9 protein-coding genes are annotated in these 17,988 nt (G+C 60.2%); 8 read left to right on the plus strand and 1 reads right to left on the minus strand.

Annotated elements, in window-relative coordinates:
* Nucleotides 1-93 precede the first annotated feature (93 nt).
* The 7 genes from CAG25_RS06560 to CAG25_RS06590 all read left to right on the plus strand — a co-directional run bounded on the left by CAG25_RS06560 (nucleotide 94) and on the right by CAG25_RS06590 (nucleotide 16,426).
* Nucleotides 94-1,617 (plus strand): fumarate hydratase, encoded by a 1,524-nt coding sequence (locus CAG25_RS06560; protein WP_007960181.1) that lies wholly within the window; start codon nucleotides 94-96, stop codon nucleotides 1,615-1,617.
* A 150-nt stretch (nucleotides 1,618-1,767) separates the two neighbouring features.
* The gene (locus CAG25_RS06565) at nucleotides 1,768-6,198 is read left to right on the plus strand and encodes a SpvB/TcaC N-terminal domain-containing protein (RefSeq protein ID WP_085610831.1); all 4,431 of its coding nucleotides are present in this window, start codon (nucleotides 1,768-1,770) and stop codon (nucleotides 6,196-6,198) included.
* Nucleotides 6,195-8,978: an RHS repeat-associated core domain-containing protein gene (locus CAG25_RS06570; RefSeq protein WP_085610832.1), complete on the plus strand. Its 2,784-nt coding sequence runs from the start codon at nucleotides 6,195-6,197 to the stop codon at nucleotides 8,976-8,978. The genes CAG25_RS06565 and CAG25_RS06570 overlap by 4 nt, the downstream gene beginning before the upstream one ends.
* Nucleotides 8,979-9,033: 55 nt before the next feature.
* Nucleotides 9,034-11,646: an RHS repeat-associated core domain-containing protein gene (locus tag CAG25_RS06575; protein ID WP_256575314.1), complete on the plus strand. Its 2,613-nt coding sequence runs from the start codon at nucleotides 9,034-9,036 to the stop codon at nucleotides 11,644-11,646.
* A 76-nt stretch (nucleotides 11,647-11,722) separates the two neighbouring features.
* Complete coding sequence (locus CAG25_RS06580; RefSeq protein WP_085610834.1) at nucleotides 11,723-13,483, plus strand: ATP-binding protein; 1,761 nt, start codon at nucleotides 11,723-11,725, stop codon at nucleotides 13,481-13,483.
* Nucleotides 13,483-14,811 carry a sigma-54 dependent transcriptional regulator gene (locus CAG25_RS06585; protein WP_085610835.1) on the plus strand — a complete coding sequence of 443 codons (1,329 nt, stop codon included), beginning with the start codon at nucleotides 13,483-13,485 and terminating at the stop codon, nucleotides 14,809-14,811. The genes CAG25_RS06580 and CAG25_RS06585 overlap by 1 nt, the downstream gene beginning before the upstream one ends.
* Nucleotides 14,812-15,106: 295 nt before the next feature.
* On the plus strand, nucleotides 15,107-16,426 hold the full coding sequence (locus CAG25_RS06590) for an MFS transporter (protein ID WP_085610836.1): 1,320 nt from the start codon (nucleotides 15,107-15,109) through the stop codon (nucleotides 16,424-16,426).
* 129 nt (nucleotides 16,427-16,555) lie between these two features.
* Here CAG25_RS06590 and CAG25_RS06595 read toward each other — a convergent pair whose 3' ends face one another.
* Nucleotides 16,556-17,311 carry a hypothetical protein gene (locus CAG25_RS06595; protein ID WP_064599065.1) on the minus strand — a complete coding sequence of 252 codons (756 nt, stop codon included), beginning with the start codon at nucleotides 17,309-17,311 and terminating at the stop codon, nucleotides 16,556-16,558.
* Nucleotides 17,312-17,654: 343 nt separating this feature from the next.
* Here CAG25_RS06595 and CAG25_RS06600 point away from each other — a divergent pair, with 343 nt between their 5' ends.
* The gene (locus CAG25_RS06600; protein ID WP_085610837.1) at nucleotides 17,655-17,972 is read left to right on the plus strand and encodes a hypothetical protein; all 318 of its coding nucleotides are present in this window, start codon (nucleotides 17,655-17,657) and stop codon (nucleotides 17,970-17,972) included.
* Nucleotides 17,973-17,988: the final 16 nt, after the last annotated feature.

Here is a 17,988-nt window from a genome sequence, read left to right on the forward strand (position 1 = left end):
CCGGCGTGCCTTGAAAGGTGTCTGCGACCGACCGATGCACCCAAGCCGCAGGCACCTTATTGAATGTTCCCGTCTTTTAGAGGAGCGCGACTCATGACCGTGATCAAGCAAGACGACCTGATTCAGAGCGTTGCCGACGCCCTGCAGTTCATTTCCTATTACCACCCCGTGGACTTCATCCAGGCGATGCACGAAGCCTACCTGCGCGAAGAATCGCCAGCGGCCCGTGACTCGATGGCGCAGATCCTGATCAACTCGCGCATGTGCGCCACCGGCCACCGGCCGATCTGCCAGGACACCGGCATCGTGACCGTGTTCGTGCGGGTGGGCATGGACGTGCGTTGGGATGGCGCGACCATGAGCCTGGACGACATGATCAACGAAGGCGTGCGCCGCGCCTACAACCTGCCGGAAAACGTCCTGCGTGCCTCGATCCTGGCCGACCCGGCCGGTGCGCGTAAAAACACCAAGGACAACACCCCGGCAGTCATCCACTACTCCATCGTTCCGGGTAACACCGTGGAAGTGGACGTGGCGGCCAAGGGTGGCGGTTCCGAGAACAAGTCGAAAATGGCCATGCTCAACCCGTCCGACTCGATCGTCGACTGGGTACTCAAGACCGTTCCGACCATGGGCGCCGGCTGGTGCCCACCGGGCATGCTGGGCATCGGCATCGGCGGTACCGCCGAGAAAGCCGCCGTCATGGCAAAAGAAGTGTTGATGGAATCCATCGACATTCACGAGCTCAAGGCCCGTGGCCCACAGAACCGCATCGAAGAAATGCGTCTGGAGCTGTTCGAGAAGGTCAACCAGCTGGGCATCGGCGCCCAGGGCCTCGGTGGCCTGACCACCGTGCTCGACGTGAAGATCATGGACTACCCGACTCACGCCGCTTCCTTGCCGGTGTGCATGATCCCGAACTGCGCCGCCACCCGTCACGCGCACTTCGTGCTCGACGGTTCCGGCCCTGCTTCGCTGGAGGCGCCACCGCTGGACGCCTACCCGGAAATCGTCTGGGAAGCCGGCCCTTCGGCCCGTCGCGTCAACCTCGACACTCTGACCCCGGAAGACGTGCAGAGCTGGAAGCCGGGCGAAACCGTCCTGCTCAACGGCAAGATGCTCACCGGTCGCGACGCCGCGCACAAGCGCATGGTCGAGATGCTGAACAAGGGCGAAACCCTGCCGGTGGACCTCAAGGGTCGCTTCATCTACTACGTCGGCCCGGTTGACCCGGTCGGTGACGAAGTGGTGGGCCCGGCGGGTCCGACCACCGCCACGCGGATGGACAAGTTCACCCGTCAGATCCTTGAGCAAACCGGTCTGCTGGGTATGATCGGCAAGTCCGAGCGCGGCCCGACCGCGATCGACGCGATCAAGGACAACAAGGCCGTGTACCTGATGGCCGTCGGCGGTGCCGCTTACCTGGTGGCGCAAGCGATCAAGAAGTCCAAGGTCCTGGCGTTCGCCGAGCTGGGCATGGAAGCGATCTACGAGTTCGAGGTCAAGGACATGCCGGTCACCGTTGCGGTGGACAGCAAAGGTGAGTCGGTACACATCACCGGTCCTGCGATCTGGCAACAGAAGATCAGCGAAAGCCTGGCGGTAGAAGTGCAGTAAGCGCTTCATCGGCTTCGGAAAAAACGGGCGGTCAGCAATGACCGCCCGTTTTTTTTGCCTGCCGTCAGTCGGCACCTGTCAGATCTGACAGGTGTCACGCCCGATGCCCTCTGTTAGCGTGGAACCTCGACGTTTACAGGTTGCGCTGCCATGGTCCCTGATGCAGATGCGCTCGTCACTCCTCCCTCCATCGCCAGGACTGCGTCCATTGCCACCAACGGACGCAGTTGGGGGGAGATCGGTGTCACCGGGCAACGGTCTTACACGCTGCCGTTGCCGACCCTGGACGCGCGCAGCCTCAATCCCGAGTTGCAACTGGTCTACGACGGCAATGCGGGCAACGGGACGTGCGGCCTCGGCTGGGATCTGCCGCTGGCGGCCATCTCGCGCAAGACCAGCAAAGGCGTACCGAAATATGAAGACGCCGACATCATGCAGGCCGACGGCACGGATCTGCGACCCGAACTGACGGCTGACGACAAGATCCTGTCGACCCGACGCACCCTCGGTATTGGGAGGCGGGCCAGAGAGTTTTCGGTGGTTCGCTACATTCCTCGCCTGCAAAGTACGTTCGACCTCTACCACTTCTGTACACCTGACGATGGCAACCCCTTCTGGATAATCGCGCGTGCCGACGGCTCGCAACAGTGCTATGGCATCACGCCGGATTCGTGCATCTACGATCCTGAAATCCCGGGCCACATCGCCGCGTGGCTGCTGGTGGAAATCCGCAATGCGGTGGGAGAAAACATCTTTTTCGAGTACAAGCGCGACGACAACGAAGTTGACCCACGCTTTGATTATCGGGCCCAGCGCTACCTGCGGCAGGTCTGCTACTGCAACAAGACCGCCAGTGCCGACCTGCTGTGCCTGGACCACGCGCAACCGCAGGATCTGGAGTGGCTGTTCCGGCTGATCGTGGACTACGGAGAACGTGACACCGGGCTCGATGCGGTTCCGCCGTTCAAGGCACCGGACGAACACGCCTGGCCACTGCGCTCAGACCCTTTTCGCATGCATCGCTATGGCTTCGAGGTCGGTAGCCGACGGTTGTGCAGGCAGTTCCTGTTGTTCAACAACACGGGCCCGGAGAAGGTGCTGGTCAATCGCCTGCTGCTGGAGCATCAGGCCACGGCGTTGCTCTATAACCATCTGAGCGCCGCGCACTACATGAATTACGACGCGCAGGGGCATATCAAACACTTTCCCCCGCTGGAGTACTTCTATGAACTGTTCAAGCCCAATCCATTTCCCCAGGCCTTTCTGGCACTCGACACGATGCCAGGCCTCAATGACGGTCAGCCTTACCATTGCGTCGATCTTTACGGCGAAGGCCTGCCCGGTTTTCTCTGCCGGTACGACGGTGGCTGGTACTACCGCGAACCCTTGCGCGGCATGCCCGGCACAGACGAAATCGTCTACGGCCCCTGGACCCTGCTGCCGCTGATCCCGAATGCCGACAGCAGCAAACAGGTGGTGCAGATTCTTACCGATCTCACCGGTGACGGCCGTCTGGACTGGATCGTTGCCCAGCCCGGTGGCAGTGGGTATTACACGCTCGACCCGGATGGCAGCTGGTCATTGTTCAAACCGTTCAGCCAGTTCCCCGTGGAATATTTCCATCAACTGGCCCAGATGGGCGACTTGAGCGGCGCCGGTCTGGACGACATTGCGCTGATCGGCCCGAACAGCGTACGGGTGTACGCCAATGTGCGGGAAAAAGGATTCGCGCCCGGCAAGGATGTACCGCATACCCCGACCCCGGATTGCTTGCCGCTGTTCGGCCCAGCCCTCACCGAACTGGTGATGTTCGCCAACCTGCACGCCAGCGACCGCTCGGGACTGTGCAGGGTTCGCCACGACAAGATCGAAGCGTGGGCCAATCTGGGTCATGGCAGATTCGGCAAGGGTGTCGAGATCAGCGCTCTGCCTTTCGAATACAAGCACTTCAATGCCGATCACATTCGTTTCGCCGATCTCGACGGTTCCGGCGCGCCTGCGTTGATCAAGCTCTGTTCCGATCACTTCGAGATCTACTGGAATTACGGTGGCAACGCCTTTGCGCAAGTCCCGGAAGTCGTCCAGTGGCCCAGGGGCGTGCGCTACGACAACCTCTGCCAGGTGACCTTCGCCGATCTGCAAGGCATTGGCTGCGCCAGCCTGCTGTTTACCAAGCCGCACATGAAACCGCAGCACTGGGTGTATCACTTCGTCAATGCAAGGCCATACCTGCTCACCGGTTGCAACAACAACATGGGCTACAGCGCTACGCTGCAACATCGCAGCAGTGCGCAATTCTGGCTGGACGAGAAACGCCTGGAGTTGATGGCGCTCAGACGTCCGGTGTGCCGGTTGCCGTTTCCGCAGACGGTGCTCCGCTGCTTGCAACAACTGGACGAAATCACCGGCAATCAGCTGAGTCAGCAATTCGAGTATTTCGAGGGTAACTACGACGGTAGGGAACGTGAATTTCGCGGCTTCGGCCGGGTCTGTCAGATCGACAGCGAGCTGGAACCGGGCACGGCCGAAAGCGGCCATACGGCGCCGATGCGCGTAACGCAGTGGTTTCATACCGGCCAATACATCGATCTGCCCCTCAAGAACATCTGTGAGCTGGATCCGCAAACCACTCCCTTGGGTGCCACCGTGTATTCGCGTTTCGACGCCGTCGAAGGCACTGAGGTGACCCGCAAGCCCTACCCGGTCGACGAAAATGAAGTTGCCTATGCCCTCAGCGGCCGACTACTGCGCAGCGAAGTGTCCCAGGCTGACGACCCCGAGCCCACGCGGTTGTTTTCCCTGACCGAACATCGCTATCGGGTCCGGCAAGTCCTGGACAAACCTTCCAGCCTGCTGGTGCTGGAACAGGAAACCCGCAGCCATCAATACGAGCGCGTCATGGACGACCCGCTCTGCCAGCATGTGGTCAATATGGAGTGGGACGAGTACGGCCAGTTGACTCACGGTTTTACTGTCGCCTGCGCGCGTCGCCGCACCGAAACCGACGAACCGCCCTTCGACCAGGAGGATCAACGGCAAGCCTGGATGGATAGCCACGATGAGCAACAGCGGTGTTTCTATCTGACGGAAACCCGTGCCGGGTTCAAGCATTTGACTGAAGACGGCCATCGCCTGCTCGGCTTGCCCTGGCGCCAGCGCAGCAACGCGCTGAAGCTGCCCAAGGGTACGCTGCCGGGCGGACTGCGCCCGGAGGACATCAGTTTTGAAAGCTTCACGCGACATATGGACAGCGCCCAGTGGACAGCCGCCCGTGAACTGACTTCGCTCTCGCAGCAAACGTATCTGGAGGCCGGCGGCAAGTTCCATTTCCCGCCGCTGGCCGGGCCGACGGAACAGGCCGTATTCGACAAGAAGGCATTGTCGGCATACGACAACATCCCGCCGCCATTTGCCATTCGCACAGAATTGCAGACGATCGGATACAGGCCCATGAATGTGTTTTTTCCCGATGACCCGGTGGAGGACGGCCGGAAAAACCTGTGGTCAGCCGACCGCGGATTTTTCACCTACACCGGCGCCAACGGTTTTTACCACGTCACCGATGTGCAACAGACCGCCAGCCATGCCGTGACGCACATCACCCGGGACGAAAACCACCTGCTGACCATTGCCATTACCCTGCCGGATGGCTGCACGACGACAATCAGTCATGACCTTCACACGCTCCAGCCCCTGAGCATCACGGACGCCAACGACAACATTCATGAAGTGCTTTACGAGCCAGGTGGCCAGCCCATGGCGCACAGTTTTCATGGTACGGAAGACGGCAAACCGGCCGGCTTCCAACCATTGGCGGAGTACCCCGAGCAGACAGATCTGAGCGTCGAGTACGCCCTCGCCCATCCAAAAGAAGTGCTGGCATCCGCCGCCAGTGTGGTGCGTACAGAACTGCACAGCTGGATGCCATTGCTACCGCCCGGAACGCTGCCGCTCAAAAGAAACGAATGGATCGCCAAAGGGCTGATCCTGCCCGACGGCCATATTCGCGCCTCGGCCCTGCGCTGGCTGAACCAGCGGGAAAAGTGCACAGCCAGCGAACAGACACTGTTCGAGATCATCCGCACGGCCAAGCGGCAACCGGTGCACAGTCTCAATCTGGTTGCCGACCGCTACCACACCGACCCGCTGCAATTGATTCAGATGGTCATCGCTTACATCGACGGCTTCGGCCGCGAATTGCAAAGCAAACAACTCGTCCCGCCGGGCGATGCCTTCGTGGCCACGCATGAGGACAACCTCGAGACGGGCGCCGATGGCAGGCCGCTCGAAATGCCGGCCGTTCAACGCTGGCGCGTACAAGGTCGTGTGGAATACAACCACAAAGGCGAAACCATCCGCGTTTACCGCCCCTATTTCCTCAACACCCATCGCTACATCAATGACAGCGCGATGCGTGAGCACGGCTACCACGACCGGATGTTCTACGACGCCCTGGGGCGGCCGATCAAGACCATCAATGCCCTCGGCCATCTGGCGTTCGATATCCTGCACCCATGGTTCAAGCTCAGCTATGACTTCAACGACACCGACGACACACCGGCGAAGAAGGTCAAGCCATGAACGCCAGTGTGCATTGGCACACGCCATCGCTGGCCGTCATCGGCCCGCGCGGCGAGGCCGTCAGACAGGTCGACTACCTGCGCAGGGTGGCCGGCGAGGATGTGCAGGCGCTCATTGCCCGACAGCAATATGACGTTGCCGGCCGACTGGTTGCGCTGCGCGATCCGCGTCTGCCCACGCCCAATAGCACCATGGTTCACAGGCTGGACGGCATGGCGGTCAAAACTCATAACGTCGACGCTGGCAACGACACTGTGCTGCCAGGTCCCGGCGGTCAACTTCTGCACCATTGGGATGCCAACGACAATCACCGGGAAATGACCTACGACCCACTACTGCGTCTGCTGGCCGTCACAGAAAACGGTGCAGCGAACTTTGAAACCTTTCGCTACCTCGACGCATCGGCCGACCCGACGCTCAATCTGCGCGGGCAAATGACGGCACTGAGCGATCCATCGGGCACCCTCGCCCTCAACAGCTTCGGCATGCACGGACAGACGCTGGAAGAAACCCGCACCTTCAAGGACGGCAAAACCTTTACCAGCCGTCATGTCTTGAGTGCCGTCGGTGCACTGTTGCAAACCACTGACGCTGGCGGGCACCTGCAACAGTCGACCTATGACATCGCCGGGCAACTCGTCCAGGTGCAACTGCAACTCAACGGACAAACCTTCCAGCCGGTTTTGAAAGGTACGGATTACAACGCCGCCGGCCAGATCATCGAACAACAGCTCGGCAACGACGTGACCAACCACTGGCACTACAGAGAGGCCGACGGACGCCTGCTTCGACAGTACGCGCAAAAAGCTTCAGAGCCGGCGATTCAGAATTTCGGGTATGAATACGATTTGGTCGGCAACGTTACGCGCATTGTTGACCACACCTACACACCGACGTTTTTCCGCAACCAGCGGGTCGACGGCCAGCGCACGTTTGGCTATGACTCGACTTATGAGCTGATCCGCGCCACCGGATACAGCGACGCCCCGCCCAGAGACAACCCGGGCCGGCCTCAGCCAACCGACCCACGGGACCGGCGCAACCATGTCGAGACTTTCGAATACGACAAAGGCAAAAACCTGACCAGACTCACCCATGTCCGCGACGGCAGTTCCCATACCGCCGAAATGTTCATCGACCCGGACAACAACCGCGGTGTGCGCTGGAAAACGGGCGACCCGGCTCCCGTCTTTCCCGAATGGTTCGACCGCGCCGGCAATCAGCTAGCCCTGCAGCGGGGTCAACCCATGCAGTGGAACAGCCGCAATCAATTGGAGTCACTGACCCTGGTGGAACATGCCAGCGGTCCACCTGACCAGGAGCTGTACCAATACAGCCAGAAGGTCAGAGTCTACAAACGCCTCGAAACCCACACCCGCAAGGTCAGCCATGTCGAGCAAGTGCACTACGTGGGCAATCTGCAAATCCGCAGTAAAAGCTCGGGTGAAGAGCTGCACCGGATCACCGTAGCCATCGGCGTCGGCGAAGTGACATGCCTGCATTGGGTCGCTGGCAAACCGCCCGGCATCGACGACGATCAGATGCGTTATTGCCTGACGGATCTTCTGGGTTCAAGCGTGACCGAGCTCGATCAACTGGCACGGCTGATCAGCCAGGAAGGTTATTTCGCCTACGGCGCAACCGCATGGATGGTCGCAGAAAAACGCGTGGAAGCGGATTACAAGTTCATCCGCTACTCGGGCAAGGAAATGGATGTCACCGGCCTTTATTACTATGGCGCCCGGTATTACGCGCCGTGGCTGTGTCGCTGGATCAGCTGCGATCCTGCGGGAGATAACGACGGGCTGAACCGGTATGCGTTTGTCGGGAACAATCCGATCACTTATTTCGATAACGGTGGCACCCAAAGAAAACCCTCAGAGCAACGTCAGATGATCAATGACCAAGTAGCTTATTTATCCACTGCGCAACAGAGCCTGGACGAGGTAAACCAACAGTTTGGCGATCTGACTTCGCCGGCAAAGTTTCGATTGAAGGTACTCAAAAATTTCATTTATCTCGCTGGCCGGGCTACCGTTGGTTTCTTCTCTGGCTGGGCAGTAACCGGTCATGCGTTCAAAGAAAGTACAACTCCTGGCGAACTGCAAGGGCTGTCATTGGGAAACTTCACGGCTGACAGCGCCGTCGGGGCTTACGAAAAAATAATGGCCCCACTCAAGATGAACGCACCGATTTTGCCAAGGCATGCGAATCTGGAACCTGGCTCTATCCGGGATCAAAGCAGCGGAACGTCTCCCGGACCACTTGATGGATTCACAGTCAATCCGGAAACGTGGGAAGAACGGTCGGAGAATATCAGGACTTTGTTCAGCATCGTTCGAGACTCCGGAGGCGGTGCGATATTGCCTGGGGTATCAGAAATTTTCGAACTCATGCGCGTAGCCAAGGACGCAACCAAGGCCGAACAGCAATTGACCGCGATAGAGTTGGATGCCTATGACTCGTTACTCGACAACCTCGAAAAATCGATTGTTCAAGCGGCAGACATCGCCGAGGCCATATTTAACGAAATGGGCGTCGGGCAATTTTATGCGAACGGTCTGGATTACTTGATTGATATCGGTCTCGGCAAAGTGGGGGCAACCGATAGCAGAGCGGTCAGTCGATCCGATATAAAAAAATATCGGGAAAAGGCACTGAACAGCCTTCACGAAACCCGTACTACCGTCAAACGGTACCGCCAGTATGCGAGTATAAATTTATCCCATCGCGCTCCAAGCAACAAAGTAGTCCACTGGTGGAACAATGGCGGCAGATAGCTCAATCCACCGAAACACCCCTTCGCTCACCGTGAATGACGGACGAGGCCTGCCCGTGCGCCAGGTCGCCTATCTGCGCACGGTCGCCGACGTCCCCGTGGAAACGCTCATCACCCGCCTGCGCCACGACAACGCCGGGCGCCTGATCGAACAGCAGGACCCGCGATTGTCGGTACCCAACCTCGTGAATGTATTCGGCTTGAGTGAGCAGCCTCTCAAGGTCGACAGCGTCGATGCCGGCCCGAGCCTGACCCTGCCAGGGCTTGCCGGGGAAGAGCTGAGGCGCTGGGATGCGCGGGGCAATCTCTGGTGCACAACCTTCGATGATCAATTGCGGGCGGTGAGGCTCGATGTAAACGCGATGGCCGGCGTAGAAAAGATGACTTACGCCGATGCCACGCAGGATCCCGGTCACAACCTGCGCGGACAGATGATCGAGCTGGAGGACTCATCGGGCTCGGTGAAGTTTCACAGCTTCGCACTGACCGGCCCGGCACTGCGAGAAACCCGCACCTTTCACGATGGCAAAGCGTTTGTCAGCCGTCACAGTTACAGCCCGCTGGGCGCGGAATTGATGCAGACCGATGCCGGCGAACATCAGCGACTGTCGACATACGACGTGACCGGCCAACTCAATCGGGTGCAGTTGCAAATCAACGGACAGACCACCTGGCAAACCGTGTTGCAGGATGCGCAGTACAGCGCCTCCGGGCAGATCATCGAACAACAGGCCGGCAACGGTGTGACCAGCCACTGGCATTACCACGCCGCCGACGGGCGCCTGCATCGCCACTGCGCGCAGAAGGGCTCGGGACCGGTGTTTCTGGATTTCGAGTATGAATACGATCCGATGGGCAATATCGTCCGCATTCTCGATCACGCCTACACGCCGACCTACTTCAGCAATCAACGGGTCGATGGTCATCAGGAATTCGACTACGACACGCTGTACCGACTGATTCGCGCCACCGGCTACAGCGACGCCCCGCCCTCGGACAACATCGGACCGCCACAACCGACCGACCCCGCCGACCGGCGCAATTACGTCGAGCACTACAAATACGACCACGGCGACAATCTCGTCAAAACCACCCACGTGCGCGACGGCACCAGCCACACCTTCGAGATGTTCATCGACCCCGTCAGCAACCGCGGCGTGCGCTGGAAACCCGGCGATCCGCCGCCGGATTTCAGCCTACTGTTCGACCGTGCCGGCAATCTGCAGGCCCTGCAACCCGGCGTGCCGATGCACTGGAACGCCCGCGGCGAACTGGACAAGGTGACGCTCGTCGATCGCAATGGCGGCAGCGCAAACGACGAAGAGTATTACCGCTACAGCCAGGGCCAGCGGGTCTACAAACGCCACGACACCCACACAACGAAAGTCAGTCACTTTCATGAAGTGCGCTATTTGCCGGGGCTGGAGATCCGCACCAAGCACAACGGCGAGGAGTTGCACGTCATCACGCTCGACATCGGACCTGGCGGAGCGCGCTGCCTGCACTGGAAGAAAGATCCGGCAAACATCGGCGCCGACCAGCTGCGATTCACGCTACCGGACCACCTGGGTTCGGCTGTCAGGGAACTCGATGCACAGGCGCGACTGATTACCGACGAGCGCTACCTGCCCTTCGGCGGCACCGCTGTTTATATCCGGCAATCCGCCGTGGAGGTCGATTACAAGACCGTCCGTTACTCGGGCAAGGAAATGGATGTCACCCGGCTGTATTACTACGGCTCCCGCTACTACGCCGACTGGCTGGGGCGCTGGGTCAGTGCCGATCCGGCGGGCACTGTCGACGGACTGAATCTCTATGCGTTCGTGGGGAACAATCCGATTATCCATGTCGACAAAACGGGCAATGCGAAGGCGTTGTTTGACGTGGCGAAAGGCTTTATCGGCGTGCTCGACAAAGCGGCAACCGCAGCAAGTCAGTTGGACAACCTTGCGAGAGAATTCGACGGCCTTGTTCCCGAAGACGCCGACATCAATGAACTGCGCGAAAGCATCACTTTTGGCACATTCATGAAGTCCCGGCACGGGATCAAATCTGCCCTCTACGGCGCGATAAAAGGTGCAGGTGTCGGCGGGCTTCTGGGCACCGCTGCACCGGGTATTGGCAACCTGATCGGCACAGCCGTGGGCATGCTCGTCGGGGCCATCGCTTTTCCGCTGTTGCGTTACCACTTTTTCAAAAAAAGCCTGAAGGCCGTGGAAACCCTGCGCACACGGGAAATCGCCGCGGGAGTGACAGCTGTCGCCGATACCGCAGCCAATGTTGTGGAAGGGACGAAGAACCTGATCAACGGTGCAGGTGAACTCCAGCAGAGGATCAAGGCTGCAGCTGACAATCTCGGTTCTTATCCGCAACGGCTTCAGGAAATGTTCTATCGTCAGCTGGATGACCTGATGGGCGATCAACAACGCGAAGTCATGAAACTGCTCAAAACCGGGCTCGATCCGTTTGACGCCATTGATCAGGTATTGAGTACCGCGCACCAGCTTGTCGACTCCCCGAGCGAAGCAGACGGGGTAACGGCACGCCTGGCCGAACTTGCCCAATCGGCACAGCAAGTCAGTCATCAGCCACTGAAAAAGCCGATCCCCAAACCCAGGACAAAAATGCAGCCGCAAGTGCAACGCAGGATGAGCGAAACGTACGTCTGAGTCGCTTCGACAATACGCCGTACCGGGCGGGCACATGCTATCGTGCCCGCCCGTCCTGCCACCCCTTTGACCCAGCATGCTGCCGACTTCCCGTACCCTGCGTCTGTCGTTGTATACCCTGCTGATCATCGCTGGCGCCGCCTTCGCCGCGACGCTTGCGATCCGCCACGCCGAGCGCCAGGCACTGGAAGAAGACGCGACCCGGGCCAATCAGCAACTGGCGCTGTACGCCAACTCGTTGCATACCCTGATCGACCGCTATCGCGCCTTGCCCGCCGTGCTCGCACTGGACCCGCAATTACGGGCGGCGCTGGCCGGTCCCGTGAGCGCCGAACAGCAAACGGCGCTCAACCTGAAGCTGGAAAAGATCAACGGTGCCGCCCAATCCTCGACCCTTGAACTGCTCGACCGCACCGGCCTCGCGGTAGCCGCCAGCAACTGGCGCCTGCCCAGCAGTTACGTCGGTCACAACTACGGCTTTCGCCCCTATTTCAGTCAGACCCGCACCCAGGGCACCGGGCGTTTCTACGCGGTCGGCGTGACCAGCGGGATTCCCGGTTACTTCCTGTCCAGCGCGGTACTCGGCGACAACGGCGATTTTCTCGGGGCGATGGTGGTCAAGCTCGAATTCCCCGAACTCGAACGCGAATGGAGCCAGGGCAGCGACACCCTGCTGGTCAGCGATGCGCGCGGGATCATCTTCATCGCCAACCAGCCCGGCTGGCGCTATCGCCTGCTGCACCCGCTGAGCCCGGCCGATTACCGCGAGATCAAGGCCACCCGCCAATACGACAAACAGTCGCTGGTGCCGCTGACGCACCTGGCGCTGCGCAGTTTCGACGACAACAGTGATCTGCGCCGCGTCGAAGGCCCGCAGGGCACGGCGGATTACCTGTGGGAATCGCTGCCGCTGACCGCCGAAGGCTGGACCTTGCACCTGCTGCGCCGCCCGCAATTGTCCTTTGAAGACCAGCGCAATGCCGGGCTCGCCGCTGCCGGGGTATGGCTGGCACTGGTGTTCCTGTTGCTGTTCCTCAACCAGCGCTGGCGTCTGGCGAAGATGCGCCAGCGTAGCCGCGAAGAGCTTGAGCAACTGGTCGAGGAACGCACCCGGGATTTGCGCACCGCCCAGGACGGTCTGGTGCAGTCGGCAAAACTCGCCGCACTGGGGCAGATGTCCGCCGCGCTGGCCCACGAAATCAATCAGCCGCTGACCGCCCAGCGCATGCAGCTTGCAACTCTGAGACTGCTGCTCGATCACGGTCGGGTCGATGACGCCTACAAGGCGCTCAAACCGGTGGATGAAATGCTCACGCGCATGGCCGCCCTCACCGGCCACCTGAAAACCTTCGCCCGCAAGAGCCCCAGCGGCTTGCGCGAACGGCTGGACCTGGCGACGGTGGTTGATCAGGCCCTGCAACTGCTCGATGCGCGCCTGCGCGATGAACAGGTCAGTCTGGTGCTGCACCTGACTCGGCCGGCCTGGGTGCGCGGCGATGCGATCCGTCTGGAACAGGTGCTGATCAACCTGCTGCGCAATGCCCTCGATGCCATGCAGGGCAAGCCCTGCAAGCGTCTGGAGATCCGCCTGGAAACCGACGAGCAACTGTGGCGCCTGAGCGTCATCGACAACGGCGGCGGCATCGCCGAAGAACATCTGGGTCAGGTGTTCGATCCGTTCTTCACCACTAAACCTGTGGGTGACGGGCTGGGTCTGGGGCTGGCAGTATCGTTCGCCATCGTCCATGAATCCGGCGGGCGCCTGTGCGCCGAGAATGGCGACAACGGCGCGGTGTTCAGCCTGACTTTGCCAATCGATCTGGAGGCGCACATCTGATGCTCAACGCGGTGATGGTGGTCGATGACGAAAGCAGCATTCGCAATGCCGTCGAACAATGGCTGAGCCTGTCCGGGTTCGAGGTGCAGCTGTTCAGCCGTGCCGAGGAATGTCTGGCGGCGCTGCCCAAGCACTTTGCCGGGGTGATCCTCAGCGATGTGCGCATGCCGGGCCTCAGCGGTCTTGAGCTGCTGGCCGAAGTGCAGCGCCGGGATCCCGATCTGCCGGTGATTCTGCTGACCGGCCACGGCGATGTGCCGATGGCGGTCGAAGCCATGCGCGACGGCGCTTACGATTTCCTGGAAAAACCCTTCAGCCCCGAGACCCTGCTCGGCAGCCTGCGCCGGGCGCTGGACAAGCGTCGGCTGGTGCTGGAAAACCGCGCCCTGCACGAGCAGGCCGACAACCGCGCCAAACTCGATGCAACGCTATTGGGCGTGTCCCGTGGTTTGCAGACCTTGCGCCGACAGGTGCTGGACCTGGCGACGCTGCCGGTCAACGTGCTGATCCGTGGCGAGACCGGCAGCGGCAAGGAACTGGTTGCCCGTTGCCTGCACGACTTCGGCCCGCGTGCCGACAAGCCGTTTGTGGCGCTGAACTGCGCGGCGATCCCCGAGCAACTGTTCGAAGCCGAGTTGTTCGGGCATGAGAGCGGCGCGTTCACCGGCGCCTCCGGCAAGCGTATCGGCAAGCTGGAATACGCCGATGGCGGCACGCTGTTTCTCGATGAAATCGAAAGCATGCCGCTGGCCCAGCAGGTGAAACTGCTGCGGGTGTTGCAGGAACAGAAACTGGAACGGCTGGGGTCAAACCAGAGCATTCGCGTGGACTTGCGGATCGTCGCCGCGACCAAACCCGATTTGCTCGACGAAGCGCGGGCCGGGCGTTTTCGCGAGGATCTGGCGTATCGCCTGAACGTCGCCGAATTGCGCCTGCCGCCATTGCGTGATCGTCGTGAAGACATCCCGCTGTTGTTCGAATCCTTCGCCCAGAGCGCCGCCCAGCGTTTGGGCCGGACTTTTCCGCCGCTCAGTGGCGCACAGTTGAGCCACCTGCTCAGCCATGACTGGCCGGGTAATGTGCGCGAGTTGGCGAACGTCGCCGAACGTCAGGTGCTGGGGCTGGATGAACCGATGCAGGGGATTGATCCGGGCCAGTCGCTGGCGGCGCAGCAGGAGGCGTTTGAGGCGCAGTGTCTGCGGGCCGCTTTGACACGGCACAAGGGCGATGTGAAAGCCGTGCTTGAGGAACTGCAACTGCCGCGTCGCACGTTTAATGAAAAGATGCAACGGCATGGTTTGACCCGGGAAATGTTCGTACCCGACTGATCGTTTGATGATTGATCGTTCCCACGCTCCGCGTGGGAATGCCTCAATGGACGCTCTGCGCCCGCTTTGGGACGCAGAGCGTCCCCGGCTGCATTCCCACGCAGAGCGTGGGAACGATCACGCTGAATGAGCGGAAATCCGCTCATTCATTCCGGATCATCGGCAAAATCCCGCTCAACCCATTTCCCCAACCCTTCTAAACCGGCCCTCCCCCCGTTGGCACAGCTCCTGCTATAGCCCTCGCAGGCTGCGTTCCAACGCGCTCCACAAAAACAATTAAACGAAGGATCCTTCAATGGATAACTCCAACGCCCTGCCCCTTGGGTCGGCTGCCGTGCCGGCCAAAGAACGAACCACCGCCAGTCGCATCAAGTCGATCTTCAGCGGTTCCGTCGGCAACATGGTCGAGTGGTACGACTGGTACGTCTATGCCGCCTTCTCGCTGTACTTCGCCAAAGCCTTCTTCCCCAAAGGCGACACCACCGCCCAACTGCTCAACACCGCCGCGATCTTCGCCGTGGGCTTCCTGATGCGCCCGATCGGTGGCTGGCTGATGGGCCTGTACGCCGACAAGGTCGGACGCAAAAAAGCCCTGATGGCCTCGGTTTACCTGATGTGCTTCGGCTCGCTGATCATCGCCCTGAGCCCGGGCTATGAAACCATCGGTGTCGGCGCGCCGATCCTGCTGGTGTTCGCCCGCCTGCTGCAAGGCCTGTCGGTCGGTGGCGAATACGGCACCTCGGCGACCTACCTGTCGGAGATGGCGACCAGGGATCGTCGCGGCTTCTTCTCCAGCTTCCAGTACGTGACTTTGATTTCCGGCCAGCTCATCGCGCTGGGCGTGCTGATCGTGCTGCAACAGTTCCTGACCACCGAAGAGCTGTACGCCTGGGGCTGGCGTATTCCGTTCGCCATCGGCGCGCTGTGTGCAATCGTCGCGCTGTACCTGCGTCGCGGCATGGAAGAAACCGAGTCGTTCACCAAGAAGGAGAAGTCCAAGGAAAGCGCCATGCGCACCTTGCTGCGTCATCCGAAGGAACTGCTCACCGTGGTCGGCCTGACCATGGGCGGTACGCTGGCGTTCTACACCTACACCACCTACATGCAGAAATACCTGGTGAATACCGTCGGCATGAGCATCTCCGACTCCACCACCATTTCGGCGGCCACGCTGTTCCTGTTCATGTGCCTGCAACCGATCATCGGCGGCCTGTCCGATAAAATCGGTCGTCGCCCGATCCTGATCGCCTTCGGCGTGCTCGGGACGATCTTCACCGTGCCGATCCTGATGACCCTGCACACCATCCAGACCTGGTGGGGCGCGTTCTTCCTGATCATGGCGGCGCTGATCATCGTCAGCGGCTACACCTCGATCAACGCCGTGGTGAAAGCCGAGCTGTTCCCGACCGAAATCCGCGCCCTGGGCGTCGGCCTGCCGTACGCGCTGACCGTGTCGATCTTCGGCGGCACAGCCGAATATATCGCGCTGTGGTTCAAGAGCATCGGCATGGAAACCGGTTATTACTGGTACGTGACCGCGTGCATCGCGGTGTCCCTGCTGGTGTACATCACCATGAAAGACACCCAGAAACACTCGCGCATCGTCACTGACTGATCGGGTTTATGCAGCCACTGCAATGGTGGCTGTTCTGGCCTCATCGCGAGCAGGCTCGCTCCCACAGGATCAGATTTACGCCGATCCGATGTGGGAGCGAGCCTGCTCGCGATTGGAGTCACCTCGGTCTCATGCTGACTCGGCAATCGCCGGTTTTCCATAACGTTTCTGCGCAAAAGACGCGCCGACAATCATCACCAGCAGAATCCCCGCCAGCACCGCCGACGAACCGATGGTGCCAAAGTCCAGCCCACCCTTCTCATGGGACTTGGTCATCAAGTCGCCCAAGGTCGCGCCGAAGGGCCGGGTCAGCACGAACGCCACCCAGAACAGCGCCACCGTCGAAATCTTCGTGAAGTACTTGAGCAGCACGACTACGCCAATCGCCGAGCCGATCAACAGCGCGCCACCGGCAAAGCCCAGACCCGAGTCGTCCGCCAGGTAATCGCCGAGCGCGGTGCCCAGGGTGTTGGAGAACAGAATCGCCATCCAGTAGAACATCTCGCCGCGAAAGCTCTGCACCTTGGTGACGTTGAGCGAGTCGCCACTCAGGCGCCACACCGCGAAAATCGCCAGCAGGATCGCGATCAGGATCATGGAACCTGTGGCGTAACCCAGTTCCAGCGTACGGTCCATGAAGTCCGACATAGTGGTGCCGGCGGTGCTGGTCGACAGGATCACGATCCAGTACAGCAGCGGTTTGTAGGTCTTGGACATCAGTTGCGCGATCAGAGTCAGGACAAACACGCTGATCAGGATCAGCGAGCTGATGGCGTAACCGACATTGAGGGTCATCGACAGCAAATCCCCCGCGGTTTCCCCCAGGGTCGTCGCGCAGATTTTCATGACCCAGAAGGCCAGGGTGATTTGAGGCAGTTTGTTCATCGCAGGCAACGCTCCAGTGGGTGACGGCCGGTTTTTGGCTTTATGGCCGTGGGCAGACTGGCGTTGCGCGGGTGAAAAACCGGTCGGGAATCCATGAAAAATCTGTCACACAAACGAAAAGCGGCGATTAATCACCGGTTAATGCCCCCGCCGCATCCTGCACCTACCTGATCGATTAACTGCGCGACGCTCGCTGCGACGACGAAAGCGAATTGAATGCGTCGCCCTTAATATCAATTTAATCGATTGTTTTTAGCATTATTTTGCGCTTTTTAATCAATTTAGTTGGCGTAGCATGAACCCCATGCGAAAAACATCGCCAACGAACCCGGAGACAACGACCATGAAAACCAAACTGATCCTCGCCCTGACCCTGTCCGTACTGGCCGCCAACACCTTCGCCGCCGATGGCTCGGACAAAACCAAATCCGCCGACTTCATTTCCGGCGCCAGCGCTGCCATCGAAACCAGCCACACCGGTACCTACGCTGCTGACGGCTTCGACAAGACCAACGTCGGCAAAGCCGTTGCTGCGGATGGTTTCGACAAGACCGGCACTGCCAACGCTATCGCCGCAGACGGTTTCGATAAAACCGGTACTGCCAACGCCATCGCTGCCGACGGTTTCGATAAAACCGGCACTGCCGCAGCCATCAGCTGATCATCAAATACACACA

It is taken from the genome of Pseudomonas sp. B16(2017) (assembly GCF_002113205.1).
Classification (GTDB): domain Bacteria; phylum Pseudomonadota; class Gammaproteobacteria; order Pseudomonadales; family Pseudomonadaceae; genus Aquipseudomonas; species Aquipseudomonas pharyngis.

Excerpts from the sequence above, each read along its gene's own strand:
- CAG25_RS06560 (WP_007960181.1), top strand. The coding sequence starts at position 94 with ATGACCGTGATCAAGCAAGACGACCTGATTCAGAGCGTTGCCGACGCC.
- CAG25_RS06565 (WP_085610831.1), top strand. The coding sequence starts at position 1,768 with ATGGTCCCTGATGCAGATGCGCTCGTCACTCCTCCCTCCATCGCCAGG.
- CAG25_RS06570 (WP_085610832.1), top strand. The coding sequence starts at position 6,195 with ATGAACGCCAGTGTGCATTGGCACACGCCATCGCTGGCCGTCATCGGC.
- CAG25_RS06580 (WP_085610834.1), top strand. The coding sequence starts at position 11,723 with ATGCTGCCGACTTCCCGTACCCTGCGTCTGTCGTTGTATACCCTGCTG.
- CAG25_RS06585 (WP_085610835.1), top strand. The coding sequence starts at position 13,483 with ATGCTCAACGCGGTGATGGTGGTCGATGACGAAAGCAGCATTCGCAAT.
- CAG25_RS06590 (WP_085610836.1), top strand. The coding sequence starts at position 15,107 with ATGGATAACTCCAACGCCCTGCCCCTTGGGTCGGCTGCCGTGCCGGCC.
- CAG25_RS06595 (WP_064599065.1), bottom strand. The coding sequence starts at position 17,311 with ATGAACAAACTGCCTCAAATCACCCTGGCCTTCTGGGTCATGAAAATC.
- CAG25_RS06600 (WP_085610837.1), top strand. The coding sequence starts at position 17,655 with ATGAAAACCAAACTGATCCTCGCCCTGACCCTGTCCGTACTGGCCGCC.